At 67.8% G+C, this 16,935-nt stretch carries 15 protein-coding genes and 1 pseudogene; 7 read left to right on the top strand and 9 right to left on the bottom strand.

All coding sequences use genetic code 11. From position 1 onward, the window contains the following. Positions 1–523: 523 nt before the first annotated feature. The 6 genes from OG735_RS40030 (at position 524) to OG735_RS40005 (ending at position 6,523) form a co-directional block, all read left to right on the top strand. A complete protein-coding gene (locus OG735_RS40030) occupies positions 524–1,429 on the top strand; it encodes a LysR family transcriptional regulator (RefSeq protein WP_327328621.1) in 906 nt (301 codons plus the stop codon). A gap of 152 nt (positions 1,430–1,581) precedes the next feature. After that, a complete protein-coding gene (locus OG735_RS40025; protein WP_442812571.1) occupies positions 1,582–2,748 on the top strand; it encodes a CaiB/BaiF CoA transferase family protein in 1,167 nt (388 codons plus the stop codon). A gap of 31 nt (positions 2,749–2,779) precedes the next feature. Next, positions 2,780–3,550, top strand: a complete 771-nt coding sequence (locus tag OG735_RS40020; protein WP_327328044.1) for a crotonase/enoyl-CoA hydratase family protein — start codon at positions 2,780–2,782, stop codon at positions 3,548–3,550. 19 nt (positions 3,551–3,569) lie between these two features. After that, a complete protein-coding gene (locus tag OG735_RS40015) occupies positions 3,570–4,307 on the top strand; it encodes an acetoacetate decarboxylase (RefSeq protein WP_327328043.1) in 738 nt (245 codons plus the stop codon). Between the two features lie 42 nt (positions 4,308–4,349). Next, positions 4,350–5,306 (top strand): 3-hydroxyacyl-CoA dehydrogenase NAD-binding domain-containing protein, encoded by a 957-nt coding sequence (locus OG735_RS40010; protein WP_327328042.1) that lies wholly within the window; start codon positions 4,350–4,352, stop codon positions 5,304–5,306. Next, entirely contained in the window at positions 5,303–6,523 is a 1,221-nt protein-coding gene (locus OG735_RS40005; protein ID WP_327328041.1) for an acyl-CoA dehydrogenase family protein, read from the top strand. Before OG735_RS40010 ends, OG735_RS40005 begins: the two co-directional genes overlap by 4 nt. Positions 6,524–6,613: 90 nt before the next feature. Here OG735_RS40005 and OG735_RS40000 read toward each other — a convergent pair whose 3' ends face one another. Genes OG735_RS40000 through OG735_RS39985 form a run of 4 tightly spaced genes read right to left on the bottom strand, consistent with a single transcriptional unit; the run spans position 6,614 to position 12,622 of the window. Continuing rightward, entirely contained in the window at positions 6,614–7,864 is a 1,251-nt protein-coding gene (locus OG735_RS40000) for a PucR family transcriptional regulator (RefSeq protein ID WP_327328040.1), read from the bottom strand. Between the two features lie 23 nt (positions 7,865–7,887). Beyond that, positions 7,888–9,303: a phytoene desaturase family protein gene (locus OG735_RS39995; RefSeq protein WP_327328039.1), complete on the bottom strand. Its 1,416-nt coding sequence runs from the start codon at positions 9,301–9,303 to the stop codon at positions 7,888–7,890. Then, a complete protein-coding gene (locus OG735_RS39990) occupies positions 9,296–11,065 on the bottom strand; it encodes a DUF3556 domain-containing protein (RefSeq protein ID WP_327328038.1) in 1,770 nt (589 codons plus the stop codon). The genes OG735_RS39995 and OG735_RS39990 overlap by 8 nt, the downstream gene beginning before the upstream one ends. Positions 11,066–11,113: 48 nt before the next feature. Then, the gene (locus tag OG735_RS39985; protein ID WP_327328037.1) at positions 11,114–12,622 is read right to left on the bottom strand and encodes a class I adenylate-forming enzyme family protein; all 1,509 of its coding nucleotides are present in this window, start codon (positions 12,620–12,622) and stop codon (positions 11,114–11,116) included. 165 nt (positions 12,623–12,787) lie between these two features. Here OG735_RS39985 and OG735_RS39980 point away from each other — a divergent pair, with 165 nt between their 5' ends. Continuing rightward, on the top strand, positions 12,788–13,072 hold the full coding sequence (locus OG735_RS39980; protein WP_327328036.1) for a hypothetical protein: 285 nt from the start codon (positions 12,788–12,790) through the stop codon (positions 13,070–13,072). 186 nt (positions 13,073–13,258) lie between these two features. On the opposite strand, the gene OG735_RS39975 is transcribed toward OG735_RS39980, so the two are convergent. The 5 genes and pseudogenes from OG735_RS39975 to OG735_RS39955 form a co-directional block, all read right to left on the bottom strand. After that, complete coding sequence (locus tag OG735_RS39975) at positions 13,259–13,732, bottom strand: lamin tail domain-containing protein (RefSeq protein ID WP_327328035.1); 474 nt, start codon at positions 13,730–13,732, stop codon at positions 13,259–13,261. 703 nt (positions 13,733–14,435) lie between these two features. After that, positions 14,436–15,539, bottom strand: coding sequence for a serine hydrolase domain-containing protein (locus OG735_RS39970; RefSeq protein ID WP_327328034.1), 1,104 nt, complete (start codon positions 15,537–15,539; stop codon positions 14,436–14,438). A gap of 86 nt (positions 15,540–15,625) precedes the next feature. Then, positions 15,626–16,105, bottom strand: a complete 480-nt coding sequence (locus OG735_RS39965; protein ID WP_327328033.1) for a Clp protease N-terminal domain-containing protein — start codon at positions 16,103–16,105, stop codon at positions 15,626–15,628. Next, complete coding sequence (locus tag OG735_RS39960; protein WP_442812570.1) at positions 16,092–16,337, bottom strand: hypothetical protein; 246 nt, start codon at positions 16,335–16,337, stop codon at positions 16,092–16,094. Before OG735_RS39960 ends, OG735_RS39965 begins: the two co-directional genes overlap by 14 nt. Positions 16,338–16,460: 123 nt before the next feature. Beyond that, positions 16,461–16,874 (bottom strand): annotated as a pseudogene (locus OG735_RS39955) (TetR/AcrR family transcriptional regulator C-terminal domain-containing protein); the annotation flags it as partial. Positions 16,875–16,935: the final 61 nt, after the last annotated feature.

Raw genomic sequence — 16,935 nt, 5'->3', positions numbered from 1 at the left:
GTCCGTTCCGTAACCCCGCTGTCACTGAGCCGTTGGACGCGAGCAAGCCTCTGCTGGGCCCTGCAGGCCGGGCCCACCGAATGATCCGCTCGTTCTGCGACTCGACTTGCGTCACCGTCAGTCGGGCGGGCCACAGCGATGAAGAGGCGCGGAAAGGCAGACGCTTCACCGTCCTCATCCGTCATCGCGTCCCGCCCTTCCAGGAGAGCGGCGACGAGCCGCCCCGGCCTTGGTGTGCCTGCACGACGGCCGCGTGCCGACAGCTGCGGTGCCGTCTCAGGGCCCCTCGTCGGCTCCGTCCCGGCCAGCATCTTCTCCCTGCCAGCGTTGGAAGTTTTCGCTCCGCCGGGCCGGGGTGTACTCAATCTGGATCAGGCTGAGACCGATGAGCGGTGAGTTTCTATGCTGCCTTGCGCCTGAGATCCACTCGAGTCCGCGCATGGAGGGGAGAGGCCGGCCACAAGTGGTTGCGAAGCCGCCCGAGTTGTCGGGGCGGGGCCGCAGGTACTGTTACCGCGTGGAGATGCTGCACCTGCGCTATTTCGTGGCCGTCGCCGAAGAGCTCAACTTTTCGCAGGCGGCGCGCAAGCTCCACATGGCACCCTCTCCGCTGAGCCAGCGGATCAAAGATCTTGAACGCGAGCTCGACCAAGTGCTGTTCGAGCGCACCACGCACCGGGTTGAACTGACGCCCGCCGGCGCCGCGTTGCTGCCGATGGCGCGCGAGGTTCTCGAGCGAGTCAACTCGATACCATGGCGGCTGCGAGAGGCCGTCCGGCGCCAGCGCCGCACGGTGTTCATGGGTATGCCGCCCGGGGTGCACCCCATTCTGCGCAGCCGCGTCCGTCTGCTCGAGGATGCCTGTCGCGAGATGTCCGAGGTCAAGCGCTGGCCCGGCACCACAGCGAGCCTGGTGACCTCCGTCCGTGAGGGCAGGCTGGCGCTCGCTCTGGCGCGTTTGCCGGTCGCCGAACCTGCGCTCGAGATCATCGAGGTCATGAGGGAACGTCTTGGCGCCGCAGTCCCGGCCGACCGGTTCCTCGGCCGGAATTCAGTCACGCTCGATGATCTGGTGGATCTGTCATATGTGGCCACACCTTATGACGCCACTCCGGCATACTTCGAGGAGATCGACACCCGGCTGCATTCCGCTGGAGTCAAGAAGAGAATCCGAATCAACATGGCCGACTATTCCGGTACTTCCGAATTGATCTCCAGTGGCATCGCGTTCTCGATGACTATGCTTTCCCCGGAAAGCCCTATGCACCTCTACCGGTTGGACAACGTGGTCGTCATGCCGGTCGATGACTTCCAACCCGACTTGGTCACCGGGCTGTTGTTCCGTAAGGACCGGGCAGCCGAGGGCGCAGACCTCGAAAGCCTCATCACCAGCGCCCGGCAGATTTTCGGCGACGCGATTTCCGTCTGAGCAAGCCGTCAATACCCCTCTACCATAATGACAATGGCATGACCGCTGCGGTCATGCCATTGTTCTTTACATGATCATTCCCTGCTCTCCATTTCGACGCTAACGTCGATGACGAACGGTCAAAATGAAGTGCCGCGAGAGCAGGAGTAATGATGGACAGCACGGCCGAGAAGAGCACCGGCCCCCTGGACGGAGTCCGGGTGATCGACCTGTCGACTGTGGTGATGGGGCCCTACGCCGCGCAGATCCTGGGCGATCTCGGCGCGGACGTGATCAAGATCGAGTCACCGTCGGACACCATACGGCTGGGTGAGTACCGCAACACCCGTGGGATGACGCCTCTGAACCTCAACGTCAACCGCAACAAGCGAAGCGTGTCGCTGAATCTGAAGGACGAGGCCGGTCGCGAGCAAGCGCTCAAGCTCATCGACACCGCCGACGTGCTGATCACCAATATGCGCCACGGCGCGCTGGACCGCCTCGGTCTCGCATACTCCGAGATCGCCGCGCGCAACCCGCGCCTGGTCTACGCGCACGCGCAGGGTTTCCGCAGTGACTCCGAGCGGGCCGGCAGCGCCGCCTACGACGAGACGGTGCAGGCTGCCTCCGGCCTGGTGGACGTGGCGAACAGGGCGATCGGCCGGCCGGTCTACCTGCCGACGATTCTCGGCGACAAGGTTTCGGCGCTGACCATCGTCTACTCGGTGCTCGCCGCGCTGCTTCACCGGAGCAAGGCGGGTACCGGCCAGCACGTCGAGATCCCAATGACCGACACCGTCCTCGCGTTCAATCTCGTGGAGCACCTCGCGGGCCATGTCTTCGAGCCGCCGGTGGGCTCCACCGGGTTCCCGCTCTCGATGGCCAAGGGCCACCGGGCGGTGCCCACCAGGGACGGCCTTGCCTGTGTGATCCCCTACGGTCCGCAGAACTTCCGCGACTTCTTCACCTCCGCAGGCCGTACCGATCTCGCCAAGGACCCGCGGGTGAACGGCGAGGCGATCGCCGATGCCGATATCGACGCGCTCATGGATCTCGTCGAGGAGTGCTCGCCCGTCTTCACCAGCGAGGAGTGGGAGCGTATCTGCGCCAAGTACAGCATTCCGATGGCACCGGTGCTGGAACTGGACCGTGCGGGCGAGGACCCGTACGTGAGGGAAGGCCATCTGCTCGATGTCGTCGAGCACCCGAGCGAGGGCGCCATCCACACAGTCGGCATCCCGGTGCGCTTCTCCGCCACTCCCGGCTCGATCCGCCGCCTCGCCCCGCTTCCCGGCCAGCACACCGACGAGGTCTTCCGCGAGCTCGCCACCCGGCACTGACCCCCATCGATTTGAGAAGAAGGAGCCGCACATGAACCCCACCGCTCAGGTGCGCACCGAGACCATCGGCGCGTGCCTGCTCATCACCATCGACCGGCCCGCCGCGCGCAACGCGGTCAACGCGGCCGTCGCCACCGGACTCGCCGCCGCGCTCGATGAGTTGGAGGCCGAGCCCGATCTGCGGATCGGTGTGCTGACCGGCGCCCAGGGCGTGTTCAGCGCCGGAATGGACCTCAAGGCCGCGCTGGCCGGGGAATCACCGGAGGTCCCGGGGCGCGGGTTCGGCGGCCTGACCCAGGCCGAGACCACCAAGCCGTTGATCGCCGCCGTGGAGGGCTGGGCGATGGGCGGCGGCTTCGAACTGGCCCTCGGCTGCGACCTCATCGTCGCGGCGGCAGACGCGAAGTTCGGCCTGCCGGAGGTCAAACGGGGTCTGATCGCGGCCGGTGGCGGTGTGATCCGGCTGCCCAAACGGATCCCTCACCACCTGGCCATGGAGCTGCTGCTGAGCGGCGAGCCGATTTCCGGGGAAAGGGCCGCACGGCTCGGCATCGTCAACCGGGTCGTGCCTTCCGGCGACGCCGCCGCAGCCGCGCTGCAGTGGGCGGAGCAGCTCGCGGAGAACGCCCCGCTGGCGCTCGCCGCCGTCAAGAGGGTCGTCCGAGCCGCCGACGGCGCACCCGAGTCCGACGCGTTCGCCGCACAGGCCCGTGAGCTGGCCGGCCTTATGGCCTCCGCCGATGTGCTGGAGGGCATGACCGCGTTCGCGGAGCACCGTACTCCGGTCTGGCAGGGCAAATAGCTTCAGGAAGGACGAGATCATGAAGCAGCAGGACGTATCCCGGCGCATCGCCACCCCCCTGGTGAACCCGGCATACCCGCCGGTCGTTCCACGGTTCACCGACCGCGAGTACCTCAACATCGTCTACCGCACCGACGCCGAAGCGCTGCGCGCCGTGGTACCCGAGCCACTGGAGATCGACGATCCGCTGGTGCGGTTCGAGATCATGCGGATGGGCGATGTCACCGGGTACGGGCCCTACACCGAGGCCGGTCAGGCCATCGAGGTCCGCCATGAAGGCGAGCGGGGCGAGTACCTGCACGCCATGTACCTGGACAACTTCCCGGCCACCGCCTCCGGTCGGGAGGCCGGCGCGTTCCCGAAGACGGTCGGATCGCCCGCCCTGTATGTGGACCACGGCACCCTCGTCGGCGTCCTCGACTACGGCACGCAGCGCGTGGCGACCGCGACGATGGGCTACAAGCACCACGACCTGGACCCGGACGAGGCGACGGCGCAGATCACCGTGCCGACGTACATGCTGAAGATGGTCCCCGGCTTCGACGGCGCGCCGCAGGTGGCGCAGCTGGTACGCACCGAGATCACCGACGTCGTGGTGAAGGGTGCCTGGACCGGCCCGGCGCGCCTCCAGCTGTTCGCGCACGTCCTCGCCCCGATGGCCGACCTGCCGGTGCGCGAGATCGTCTCCGCGAGTCACATCCTGACCGACCTCACGCTCGCTCCGGTCAAGCCGGTGCACGACTACCTCGCGCGCTGAACCGATGAGCAGTAATCCGACGACGCAGAAAGAAGACCTTTGATGACTGAGTCGTTCACCACCGCGGCGGTGGTCGGCGCCGGAACCATCGGCCTGTCATGGACCGCCCTGTTCGCCGCCCACGGCCTGACCGTACGGGTCAGCGATCCGCGTCCCGACCTCGCCGAGGCGGTCGACACAGCACTGGCCGAGTCGGCCCCGCAACTGGCCCAGCAGGGACTGGACGTGCGGGACATGGCCGGCCGGGTCCACCTGGCACCCGACGTCGCCGAAGCCGTACGGGACGCCGACATCGTGCAGGAGAACGGTCCGGAGAACGTCGGCTTCAAACGCGAGCTGTTCACCACCCTGGTGCACGAGGCCCCGGCCCACGCCTTGCTGCTGAGTTCGTCCTCGGCCATCTGCGCCACGGCGTTCACCGATGAACTCGAGGACGCCGCGCGCATCCTGATCGGTCACCCGTTCAACCCGCCGCACCTGGTGCCGCTGGTGGAAGTGGTGCCCGGCGAGCGCACCGGTGCGGACTCGGTGGCCCGGGCGGTGGACTTCTACCGCTTCGTCGGCCGGGTTCCGGTGGTGGAACGCAAGGAGATTCCAGGCTTCGTCGGCAACCGCCTTCAGAACGCGCTGAGTCGCGAGGCCATCTACCTGGTCGAGCAAGGTGTCATCGGGCCGGACGAGCTGGACACCGTGGTGGTGAACTCGCTCGGGCTGCGGTGGGCGACGGTGGGCCCGTTCCTCGGGGCCCACCTGGGGGGAGGCCCCGGCGGCTACCGGCACATGGCCGAGCACATCGGTATGTCGATGCAGGCGATGTGGGACGTGCTGGGCCACCCCGAGCAGGGGCCCGAGCAGAGGGAACGGCTGATCCAAGCCGTGGAGAACTCCTACGGCTCCCGCTCGTACGGCGAACTCGCCCAGGAGCGCGACCGCAAGCAGCTCGCCGTGCTGTCCGCACTGGACAACGCGTCCAGGAACGTTGAGGAGACCAGGTCATGACCACCCCGCTCACCGAGGCCGCCGAGAAGGAACGCTCCGGCGACGCCCTCAGCGCCGACTTCTACCGCTACGAGGACCTGCTGCCGCCGGAAGAGCGCAAGTTGCTCCTCAAGGCGAGGACCTTCATGCGTACCGAGGTCAAGCCCCTGGTCAACGAGTACTGGGCCAAGGGAGAGTTCCCTCACCAACTGGTGGACAAGTTCCGCGGGCTGGGGCTCGCGGGCGTGCCCTACGAGGGGTACGGGAGCCCGCTGCCCGCCGGGAGCAACCTGCTGATCGGCATGCTCTCGATGGAGTACACCCGCACCGACGCCTCGTCCGCGACCTTCTTCGGCGTGCACAACGGTCTCGGGATGTACAGCATCTACCGGGGCGGCGATCAGCAGCAGCAGGACCGCTGGCTCCCCGCGATGGCCGCACTGGACAAGATCGGAGCCTTCGCGATGACCGAACCGCTCGGCGGCTCCGATGTAGCCGGCGGAATGCGCACCACCGCCAAGTGGGACGGCGAGAACTGGGTCCTCAACGGCGCCAAGAAGTGGATCGGCAACGCGACCTTCGCCGACCTGGTCGTGGTCTGGGCGCGCGACGAGGACGACGACAAGGTCAAAGGATTCGTCGTGGAAAAGGGCACCCCCGGTTTCTCCCCCGTCAAGATCGAGAACAAGATCGCGTTCCGGATCGTGGAGAACGCGGAGATCACCCTGACCGACGTCAAAGTGCCGGAGGCCAACCGCCTCCAGCGGATCAACTCCTTCCGGGACGTGGCGGAGATCCTTCGCGCCACCCGCAGCGGGGTGGCGTGGCAGGCTCTGGGTGTGATGATCGGCGCCTACGAGCTGGCGCTGGAGTATGCCAAGGAGCGGCGGCAGTTCGGCCGGCCGATCGCCCGGTTCCAGATGGTGCAGGATCTCCTGGTCAAGAGCCTGGGCAACGTCACCGCCTGCTGGGGCATGCTCGTGCAGCTGGCCCGTCTGCAGGACGCCGGTATCTTCCGTGACGAGCACTCCGCGCTCGCCAAGGCGTTCGTGACCTCACGGATGCGGGAGGTCGTGTCGTGGAGCAGGGAGATCTTCGGCGGTAACGGCATCGTGCTGGACTACGACGTCGCGCGGTTCTTCGCCGACGCCGAGGCGATCTACTCCTTCGAGGGGACCCGCGAAATGAACACCCTCATCGTCGGCAAGGCGATCACCGGCGAAAGCGCCTTCGTCTGAGCCGCATGCGACCGCGGCGCCGGTTGCACCGCAGACCGGAGGGCCCAACGCGCCTGGTAACCCCCAGAGGGATGCCAGGCTCGTGGCGCTTCACTGGACAGCCGGGCGCAGGACGGTGGCACCGTGCCAGTGGCAGATGGCCAGGGCGAGCTGGAGCGCGAACGCGTTGTCCTCCACAAGAACGCCGTGCTTCTCGACGGCCTGCTGGACGCGGTAGTGAACCGTGTTGCGATGCACCGTCAGCTGCTCGGCCGTGGCGGCGTAGCTGCGGTTGGTCGCAAGAAAGACCCGCAGAGTCTCGCGCAGGGAATTTCGCCACGGATCGTCCACCGACAGGCCGCCGAGGGTGTCGGCGACGAAGTCCGCCAGCTCGTCAGGCTCGTCGGCCAGCAGGGCCAGTGGAGCCACCTGGGCGAAGGAGACGGCACGGGGCGCGGCGTCGCCCGCTGCCAGCGCGACCGCCTTGGCCCGCGAGGCGCTGCGGGCACTGCGGCGAAAGCCCTCCAGGCCGGGGCGGGCGTTGCCGATGGCAACGCGCACCGGCAGCTTCGCCCGCCTCAGTGCCATCGCCACCGCGTCGGGGTCGACAGCCGGGCAGGCGGCCTTCACCGGGAACCAGATGCGTACGTCCATCTCGTCGGTCGGCACGAGCAGAGGTTCGTCCCGCGTGTGGAACTCCCGCTGCAGGAGGGAACTCAGGCGCTCGAGGATGCCCATGGCGTCGACCGGCCCAGCCCCGCGGTTGACCCACCCCTCCACGGCGAGGTGGGTCCCGGCCATCCGGTAGCCGAGGGCGGCCTCGGCCTGTTCGATGTTGGGCGACGCAGCGTGCAACAGCTGACCGACCCAGTGCTGGCGCAGCGCGCCTCTGCTGCTCACCCAGCGTTCGCGTTCGTCCTCGTAGGCGCGAGCCACCTGTTCGGACACCCGGTCGACGTACGCCGCGATGATGCCGACCAGCGAGATGACCGTGCTCGCGGTGTTCGCGCCCGGCAGTTTCATAGCCTTGTCCAGAACCAGGTCGAGGGAGCGCGCCTGGCCCAGGCGGTAGGCGCGCAGCAGTGCCGACATCGGGACGTCGCGCTGTGCGAGTCGGCGGGCGTACGAGACGGCAGAGGGCGGCGCGTCCACCGTTCGCGGGTCGATGCCGTTGCTCATGACGTGCAGGGAGGTGACGACATTCTCCGTAACACTCGCTTCGAGCAGGCTGTGCAGCCGCTCGTCGTGGTCGAGGACCGCGATCTCCCGCTCGATGATGGCGATGAGCGTGGCAATGAGTTCCTCGCGTTGAGGCAGTACGGCGAGCGCCACCCGCGCGACCGGGTCAGAGGGTGTGCTCACGTCGGCGCTCCCTTCCTGCCCGCTCACCGGGCGAGAAACCGCAAGGCGGACTTTGCGGCGTTGAAGCCTCCCATGCCGTGGGTTCCGGGGCCGGGCGGGGTGGCCGCCGAGCACAGGAAGACGCCGGGGATGCCGGTGCTGTACGGGTCGAGGGCCACGCGGGGCCGCAGCGCCACCTGCAGGGCCGTGTTGGCGCCGGTCACGATGTCGCCCCCGACGTAGTTCGGATTGTAGAGCGGCAGTTCGGCGGTCGAGCGGACGTAGCGGCCGACGATACGCTCGCGGAATCCCGGGGCGAACTGCTCAATGCGGTCCAGGATGGCTTCCGTTGCGTCGCCTGTGTAGCCGTGCGGCACATGCGCGTACGCATAGATGGGGTGGACGTCTCCGGCCGAGCGGCCGGGGTCGGCGAGGTACTGCTGAGAGAGCAGCACGAACGGGCGCTGCGGCATGCGGCCCAGGCCGACCTCCCGCTCGGCGTGGACGACCTCCTCCAGGGTGCCGCCCAGGTGCACGGTACCGGCCCGGCGGCACGCCTCGTTGCTCCACGGCACCCCGCCCTCGACGGCAAGGTCGACCTTGAACGCCCCCGGGCCGTGGCGCCACTTCCGGTAGGCGCGCCCCACACGGGAGGGCATGCGATCCCCGCAGATGTCGGCGGCGGCACCCGGAGCGACGTCGAGCACAACCGCCCTCGCCGGGGGCAGCTCGTCGAGGGAACGCACCCGCACCCCGGTCTCGATCGTGCCGCCGCGCTCCTTGAGCAGTGCGGCCAGCGCCTGGGCAAGGTTGCGGGAGCCCCCACGGACCACCGGCCAGCCGTACCGGTGCCCGGCGGCGATGAGCATCAGTCCCACAGCAGCGCTGGTGGGTCGGGTCAGCGGGTGAAAGGCGTGCGCCGCCACCCCGGCGAACAGGGCACGCGCCTCCTCGCTCCGCCAGCGGCGGGCGATGGCGGTAGCGGGCAACAGCGCCCGCAGGCCGAACCGTAGGAGGTGAGCCGGGTGCGCGGGCACATGCGCGATCGGCTTGAAGAGGTCCTCGGTCAGCGCGTCGAACCCCGACGCCAGCGGGCCGAACAGGCTGCGCCAGGCCGGTCCGTCCGCGCCGAGCGTGCCGACGGTCTCCTCGATCGAGCGGACCATCACCCCCGCCCGTCCCGAGGCCAGGGGATGCGCGAGATCCACCTCGGGCCAAAGCCACTGAAGGCCGTACCGCTCCAGGCCAAGAGACTGAAGATACGGGGAGGCAACAGCCATCGGGTGCACGGCGGAGCAGTGGTCGTGCAGCACACCGGGCACGGTCAGCTCGCTGCTCCTGGCCCCGCCGCCGATCTCCTCGGCGGCCTCCACAACGGTGACCGCCACCCCCTGCTGAGCGAGGGCCACGGCGGCGGCCAGCCCGTTCGGGCCGGCCCCCACCACGATCGCGTCACTCATGCACGGTCTCCGCCTGTGCGTGAACGCGCCGCGCGCTGCCGTCGACGGTGCGCACCGGTATCGAGGCATCGTCGTCGGCAAGCCACGGCTGCCGGGTGACCATGTCCTTGACGTCCACGTACCCCTCCTCGATCCGGCCGGTTGCGGCATCCACGATGCGGTAATGCTGGCGCTGCCTGTGCAGGGGCTGTGATTCAAGAATGATGACGCGCAGCTCGCCCTCCTCGAAACCGCAACGCTCCTGTACCGCGTCCAGGAGTTGTTCGTTGTGCAGGTGGCCATCGCCGAAGTTCCAGCCCAGGATCCCGCCCGCCACATACTCGCCGTCGCGCAGGTCGTAGGCCTCCGTGTCGTCCAGGGCGCGGGGAAGCAGGCCGTTGAGCGCCCGGCCGTGTGTGTGCATCGAACGCCAGGCCATGCCCTTGTGCAGCATCAGCTCGGCGAGGTCCTCTCCGTAGATTGTGACGAGCTGATCCTTGGCCATACCGGCGGCCTTGGTGATGTGCGGGTTCAGCTTCTCCTCTGTCCCCCTGCGAAAGCACCAGGTGCTGGTGGCCCAGTTCCCGGCGTAGTAGCGCATCGCGGGCAGGAACGACACCAGGTGCGGCTTGGCGTTCCCCAGCGCAGGCACGGCGACCAGGCACACCAGCAACAGGACGGCCAGGAACGGAGAGTCCAGGGAGGACACCCCGATCTCCGCGTAGTGCCCGAAGAGGAACAGCGCCGAGAAGATGAAGAAGACGTTCCACTCCAGCGGCACGCCCATGGGGAAGGTCGACATGATGTGGAGGTGGAAGACGACCATGAGCGTCAGCGCGGCGGTCGTGGTGATGCCGCCGTCGGAGAGCAGGAGTGCCAGGGGCACCACGTACTCGATGACGGTGCCCATGTGCGCGGCGAAGCCGGACACTTTGGACGGGCGCAGGTCATCCGGGTAACCCCGGTAAAGCTTGCGCTTGAGCCACTTGACGCGCTGCAGCGGACTGTTGCTGATCATGATGGCCACGACGAACGGGAAGTGACGGTTGAGCTTGGACGTCGCCGCGCCCCACCACAGCGCCACCATAACGAGCTTGAGCCCGATGATCATGTCGGTGAACGGGAGGCAGAAGACCAGCAGAGTCAGCCCGTACTGCTCGCCGCGGGCGGCGAGAAACACGGTCTTGTCGCGCAGCCCGAGCAGCGCGAGGGAGAGAGCCAGCGGAATCAGCCGGACCGGCTCGATCAGACCGAGGGCGTTCTCGCGGGACACCGGCCCGGCGTTTGCCGGGGAGATCAGCAGCCACACCGCCGAGCTGATGACAGCCGCGTACAGCGCCACATCGAACGCGGTGCGGCGCGTGCCCCGGGTCAGGGGCACACGACCCGGCCACGGAGGCAGCCGGACGGTGCCGGGCCGCAGCCAGTGCAGAAAGGCACCGACCGGCGGCACGAAGCGCAGCGTCAGGGGTCCCGATCCGCACCCGAAGCCGAGCACCTCGAACAGCAGCGTCCAGATCACGATCTTCTGGTAGACGATCGGTTCGGTCCACCAGGACGCGACGTCGCCCATGGACCCGAGTCCTGGCGTCGCCGCGGTGACGGCGACGCCGCCGAGCACATAGCTCACGATCTTGAGGAGGTAGAGGACGTAGACCGCCCCCGGTGTGCCGAAGCCGTTCTCGGCCCAGTGCTGGGCGAGTGGACGAATGCGCTGCAGATACGGCCGCGACCGCCATTTCTTCAGGTCGAAGTCGGCCAGATTCGGCGTGATGAATCCCATGACGAACCTTCATTTCTCGCCCGGGGGCGGAACGGAGGAGGAAGCGGCTCAGACGGCCGGGAACGCGTGGGAGACGAGCTCCGCACGCAGAGCGGGCTTGTCCGTCTTTCCGACGGGGTTCTTGGGGAGTGTCTCCACCGCGATGAACCGCTCCGGAAGCTTGAAGCGGGAGAGTGAACCGCGGCAGTGCTCAAGGAGGCCCTCGGTCGTGACGGTCGCGCCGGGACGCAACACGACGAAGGCCACGGGCACTTCACCGAACACCTCGTGCGCCTGCCCCACGACAGCCGCCTCGAATACCCCCGGGTGGCTGTAGAGGAGCGACTCGATCTCCTTGGGGTAGATGTTCTCCCCACCGCGGATGATCAGGTCTTTGATTCGGTCCACCAGCACCAGGTAGCCGTCCTCGTCGAACTGGCCGACGTCACCGGTGTGGAGCCAGCCGTCGACGACCGTACGAGCGGTCTCCCCGGGCCGGTTGAGGTAACCACGCATCACATTCGGGCCGCGGACAACGACTTCACCGGTAGCGCCCTGCGGCAGTAGGCGGCCTGAGGGATCCATGACGGCAACCTCCTGGCCCGGCATGGCAAGGCCCACAGTGCCGGGCTTACGCAGGCCGTCGAGGGGGTTCGACGTCGACGCGCACGTGCCTTCCGAGAGGCCATAGCCTTCCACGATCGGGATCCGGTAGCGGCCCTCGAAGCGTTCGATGAGCTCAGCCGGCATCGGCGCGGCCCCGCACGCCGCGAACCGGACGGAGGAGGTGTCGGGCTGCTCCGATTCCGGGAGTTCCATCAGCATCGCGTAGATCGCGGGCACGGCCGAGAAACGGGTCGGGCGTACCGCCTCGATGGTACGGAAGAACGTCTCGGCCTTGAAGCGTCCGGCGACAGTGACTCTGCCCCCCGCGAGCAGCGACGACAGCACACTGACCACGATGCCGTTGACGTGGAAGAGAGGGAGGATCAGCAAACTGTGGTCGTCCTGGGCCAGCTGCGACACCTCGATCATCATCGTGGACATCGCCTCGAGGTTGGCGTGGGAGAGCATGACGCCCTTGGGCCTTCCCGTCGTGCCGCTCGTGTAGATGAGCAGCGCGAGTGCGTCGGTGGCGGGTGGCGTCTCACCTCGCCCGCCCCAGGCCCCCCCCGCGGCGTTCGCGGTGCCTGCGGACCCAGCGGTTGTGCGGAGCTCCGCGACATCGATCCTGGGCAGGGACAGGACCAGGCCGTCATCGTCCTGACCGACGACGACTTTCGCTGCCGAGTCGGCCAACTGGTATTCGGCTTCGTCGGCGGTCAGTGCCGGATTCACCGGGGTCACTGCCGCGCCCAGCCGCCAGGCCGCGAAGAGCGCGACCACGAATTCGACGCGATTGGGCAGCATCACCGCCACCACGTCGCCGCTCCCGATCCCGCGCTGCCTCAAACACGCGGCGGCCGCCCGCACCTCGGCCAGGAATTCCGCATTGTCCAGGTCCAACACATCGTCAGCCAGGCTGGGCGCATTCGGCCAGCGCGCTGCGCGCACATCGGGCAGTTCCGCAAAGTGCATCTCAGGTCCTCACAGTCGTCCGCCGCGTGTGAAGAGAGACAGTACGAACGGGCAGCGTCGCAGGCCCATGGGCGCGGAAGACGACTACCCCGACGCCGATTGTGCGCGGGGCACAGGGCACGCACGACCCGGCTGGACTGGCGATGGCCTTTTCGACTTCGTCCGGTGCACGACACCGTCGACGTTTCCGCGGTCCTGGATACCGCGACCGGCAACGTGATCAGCAAACTGTCCGCCCCACATCGGGCGGTCGACTTACGGGACTTCCACGGAGAGAGCGACGGCCGGACCGAACCCGGCCTGGCAGTCCACGTGATCTGCGGCAACCCTCTCCGCCCACAAGGTGCCCGCGGCGCACACATGGTTGCTCAGTTCATCCACCAACTCGCCGCCGACCGGCTGACCTACCGCCACCGCCGCTGGCCGACGTGCACCGCCTCCCAGGCCTAACTAAGCCATGGTGGGCGCCGAAGACTCCCCCAGCTTGGGATGCTCCCGCTCGGCGTGCGAACGAGGCGCGGGAGCACCGGGCGCTGGACGGCACGTGTGCCCGGGCAGGTCAGGCTGCCCGGGCACACGGTTCACGGAGGGTTGGGTCATCCGGTGTCGACGGTCGGACGGCCCTCACCGGCTGGGTCAGTGGTGGTGGCCGCGGCCCCAGGACTCAATGTCGACGGTGCGGCCGCGGTCGTCGCGCAGAGTCGCGGTGTCGGAGCGGTCCCAGACGTAGGTGCGGCGGCCCTGGTAGAGGTCGGTGCGGCTGTCGCGGCCGGCGCCAGTGTGAACGCGGACGGTGGAGCGGCCGGGGAGGCGGACGTCATGGAAGCGGAAGCGGTTGCCGTCCGCGTCGCGCAGAGTCCAGCCGCTGAGGTCCACGCTGCGACGGGTGTTGTTGGTGATCTCGACCCATTCGGCGTTCAGCGACCGGTTGGTGCCGATGCCGCGTCTGGGACTGTCGGCCTGCACGCCGCTGATCACGACCTGGGAACGCTGGTGGTGCCGGCCGCGGTCGTTGTCGTCGGCCGAGGCCGGCAGGGCGACGGCGGAGACAACGGCGCCGGCCGCGAGGACGGTCGCCGCGATACGGCGGGCGGTGCGAGAAGCAGACATAGGTGACGTCTCCTCAAGAACGGTGCTCCACAAGCCGATGAGAGCTGGTGGTGCGGTGCGGGTTCCCGGACCGTGCTGGGCCGAGGACCCAAACTCTGGGGCGCCCGGCGCGGCCGGCGGCAGGCCAACCGGCGCACGTTACCGTTTGCGGACATTTCCGTAACAAGCGCCGGTATCGGTGGCGCATATGCGGCGAGCGTGACCCTGACATTCACTGTCCGCTACACCGATCCGTTCAATGATCAAAAGCAAGCCCTTGCGTGCTCCGGCGCACCATCGGTTACGCCACCCGGCACATCACCCGCTCGGCGGATGGAAACTCGGTAACGACGTTTCTGCGCGTTTCTTCGCACAGGCGAGACGGTGTCGCACATACACGCGACAGGAAAAGCCTTCGCTCTGACAAGGACCGGGTACACGCTGTTGGAGCCGGGGTCCCGCCGGACTCCTGATGAGGGCGGCCGAGGCGACGGACACCATTGGCTGATCAAGGACCATCCGCGACGGCTTGAGGCTGCAATGCAACCGCTCCCGGCGGATCAGCGTGGAAGCGCACCGGCACACGCCGAGACCTCGGTGCTCGCGGCACGTTGCGACTCGACAAGGACAAGCGGATGGGCCTTCTCCCTACAGTCGTGCCCGGTCCCCACGCCGGGCCGCAGACGACGCGGGACGGATCCGACCGGCATCGTGACTGGGATGTTCAGGTATCCCCCAGGCGCGAGAACTTCGTCTGGAGCAGATCAGTGAAGACGCCGATGGGGTCGTCCCAGCCACTGTTGACCCAGTCGCCGTTGACATTGACGGTAGTCATGTGTTTGCCGTCGCGGGTGCCGTATGTGTAGGACCACGAACCGAAGAGAGCGCCCCCCATGCCCCAAATCGTTTCCCCGCCGGGCAGGGTCACTGAGGAGACGCCGAGACCGTAGGTGGCGTTGGAAATCCAGCGGTGGGTCGGCAGTGTGGTGAACATGTCGCGTTGCTGGTCTGGCGGCAGTATGCGGCCGCCCAGCAGGGCGCCGAAGAACTGGTTGAGATCGTTGAGGCTGGAGATCATGCCGCCGGCCGCCCAGACCATGGTGGAGTCGAACTCGGTCGCGTCGTGGACCGGGGCGTCGGGTTCGGTTCGGAACAGCTTCGTGTAGTGCCGAGAGTGTGGCCCGTGGATCGTCGGGTCGCTGCCGTGCGGCAGGTACGTCCCGGTCAGGCCGATCGGGCGGGTGATCCGCTCGGTGATCTCGTCGGCAAGCGCCCGGCCGCTGACCCGTTCAATGATCATGCCTGCAACGACGTAGTTGGTGTTGGAGTACGCCCAGTTCGAACCCGGCACGAAGGTGGCCGGATGCGCCATGGCGATCTGCACCAGTAACTCGGGGCTGTGGGTCTCGTGACGGTTCAGTGCTTCCTGGTCATCGGTGCAGCTGAAGATCCCGCTGGTGTGGTTGAGCAGCATCCTGATCGTCACCTGGCTGCCGTCGTGGTTGTGGCCGCGGACTACGCCCGGCAGCCACCGTTCCACGGTGTCGTCAAGGCTCAGCCTGCCTTCGGCCGTCAGTTGCAGCATCACGGTGGCCACGAACGTCTTGCTGATGCTGCCGATGCGGAACCGGTCCTGCGGTGAGCGCTTGCGGCCGGTTGCGGTGTCGGCCACTCCTGCCGTGCCGAACCATCGCTCGTCGCCGTCGCGGATCTCGGCGAAGATGCCGGGAAGGCCGCCTTGACTCACGGCCTGGTTGAGTATCTGCTGGAACGCCGCATGGCTGTCGACCACTGTGGGGTCCGGCTGGTGGGCGGCACGTTGGTGCATGCGGGGATCTCTCCTTGTCGGTACCGGCGCGGGCGAGCGACCCTGGTCGATGTTCGGGAATGGACGGTGTCGGCTGTCTCTGGCGGTCACTCGCCCCCGTTGCCGAGTGTCTGCCGTACGTGGTCCACCAATGCGGCCTGATCGACGCCGGCCAGGGCGAGAGCGCGTGGCACAGTGCCGACCTGAGCCTGCAGAATCCCGAGCAGCACATGCGCCGGCCGCAGCTCCTTCTTGCGGGCAACGGAGGAGAAGCTCCGTTCCAGCGCGAGTTTGGCGGACGCACCCATGGTGGGTGGCTCGGAAGCACGGCTCGGCGAGGGAAGGTCATAGACAGCCGGAGACACTCCGACGGTACGCAGGCTGTGCTCGAACTCCCGGTCCAGCGCGTCGCGGACACCTCCGTGATCGAGCCCGGCCGAGGTCAGAACCTGATGCGTGACGGCCTCCTGCTCGGCGGCGATCGACAACAGGAGATGGTGTGCCTCGACCACCGCCGATCCGTCCTCGCGGGCTTCGTGCGACGCCCGCACGATGACCGCGTGCAGGTACTTGTCAAACGCGGTCATCGCCGCGCCTCCTCAGCTTGACTCCGGCGGTGATGAGCCGCTTGGCATGCTTCTTGTGGACGGCTTGGCGCGTGACACCGAGCGCCTCGGCGACCTGCGGCCAGCCCCAGCCCGTCCGCATGGCCTGCTCGACCGCAGCGTCCTCCAGTTGATCAGCGAGGCGCCGCAACGCCACGACAGCCGCCAGGGCGTCTGCGGGTTCTCGGGGAACGGGACTCTCAACAGCAGGCATACAAGCAACCATAGTTGACTAATAGTCATAGTCAACATGAGTTGCCAATCAGTGCGTCAGGGTTGGGCGACGCCGGGCACTCGTGATCGCGGGGCCGGAGTGTCGGGAAACGACGGCGACCCCTCAGCAGGTGGCGAGGAGGCCATCCACCAAGGCTCGGAGCCCATCCAGGTAGGTGTCCTCGGCGGTCAGCGGCGCCCAGTGGTCCGCGACCTGCGCCAAGCGGGGCAGCTCGCCCGGGTCGAGATCGGCGAAGACTTGCTCCCGGTAGGTCGCACGGTCATCGTCTGCGCGCCGCCGGGCCGCTGTCGCCCGGACTACGATCTCTCCGGCGGTGTAGTACCAAATCGTGCGGTAACCGTGCACGGCCCGCTCGGGGGGCAGGCCGCATTCGACCAGGCCGTCGACGATCTGCTCGACGAACCACAGTGCGGACGTGGACATCAGGTCATCGGCGGTCAGCACCTCCACGATCCAGGGGCAGGCGGCGAGCGCCTCGTGGATCGTGGCAGCGGCGACGATGATCCGCTCGCGAGGCCTTCCCCGATGGGGGCTTGCTTGACCACACCGGGCCAGGCCGGGGGACGCACATCGCGGC

The sequence above is a fragment of the Streptomyces sp. NBC_01210 genome, from assembly GCF_036010325.1.
Lineage (GTDB): Bacteria > Actinomycetota > Actinomycetes > Streptomycetales > Streptomycetaceae > Streptomyces.
This window is presented reverse-complemented; position numbering and strand designations above follow the sequence as displayed.

What these genes read in the sequence shown, in the direction of transcription:
- OG735_RS40030 (WP_327328621.1), top strand. Translation starts at nt 524, where the DNA reads ATGCTGCACCTGCGCTATTTCGTGGCCGTCGCCGAAGAGCTCAACTTT.
- OG735_RS39960 (WP_442812570.1), bottom strand. Translation starts at nt 16,337, where the DNA reads ATGCCTGCTGTTGAGAGTCCCGTTCCCCGAGAACCCGCAGACGCCCTG.
- OG735_RS39990 (WP_327328038.1), bottom strand. Translation starts at nt 11,065, where the DNA reads ATGGGATTCATCACGCCGAATCTGGCCGACTTCGACCTGAAGAAATGG.
- OG735_RS40020 (WP_327328044.1), top strand. Translation starts at nt 2,780, where the DNA reads ATGAACCCCACCGCTCAGGTGCGCACCGAGACCATCGGCGCGTGCCTG.
- OG735_RS39975 (WP_327328035.1), bottom strand. Translation starts at nt 13,732, where the DNA reads ATGTCTGCTTCTCGCACCGCCCGCCGTATCGCGGCGACCGTCCTCGCG.
- OG735_RS39965 (WP_327328033.1), bottom strand. Translation starts at nt 16,105, where the DNA reads ATGACCGCGTTTGACAAGTACCTGCACGCGGTCATCGTGCGGGCGTCG.
- OG735_RS40025 (WP_442812571.1), top strand. Translation starts at nt 1,582, where the DNA reads ATGGACAGCACGGCCGAGAAGAGCACCGGCCCCCTGGACGGAGTCCGG.
- OG735_RS39995 (WP_327328039.1), bottom strand. Translation starts at nt 9,303, where the DNA reads ATGAGTGACGCGATCGTGGTGGGGGCCGGCCCGAACGGGCTGGCCGCC.
- OG735_RS40015 (WP_327328043.1), top strand. Translation starts at nt 3,570, where the DNA reads ATGAAGCAGCAGGACGTATCCCGGCGCATCGCCACCCCCCTGGTGAAC.
- OG735_RS39985 (WP_327328037.1), bottom strand. Translation starts at nt 12,622, where the DNA reads ATGCACTTTGCGGAACTGCCCGATGTGCGCGCAGCGCGCTGGCCGAAT.
- OG735_RS39970 (WP_327328034.1), bottom strand. Translation starts at nt 15,539, where the DNA reads ATGCACCAACGTGCCGCCCACCAGCCGGACCCCACAGTGGTCGACAGC.
- OG735_RS40005 (WP_327328041.1), top strand. Translation starts at nt 5,303, where the DNA reads ATGACCACCCCGCTCACCGAGGCCGCCGAGAAGGAACGCTCCGGCGAC.
- OG735_RS40010 (WP_327328042.1), top strand. Translation starts at nt 4,350, where the DNA reads ATGACTGAGTCGTTCACCACCGCGGCGGTGGTCGGCGCCGGAACCATC.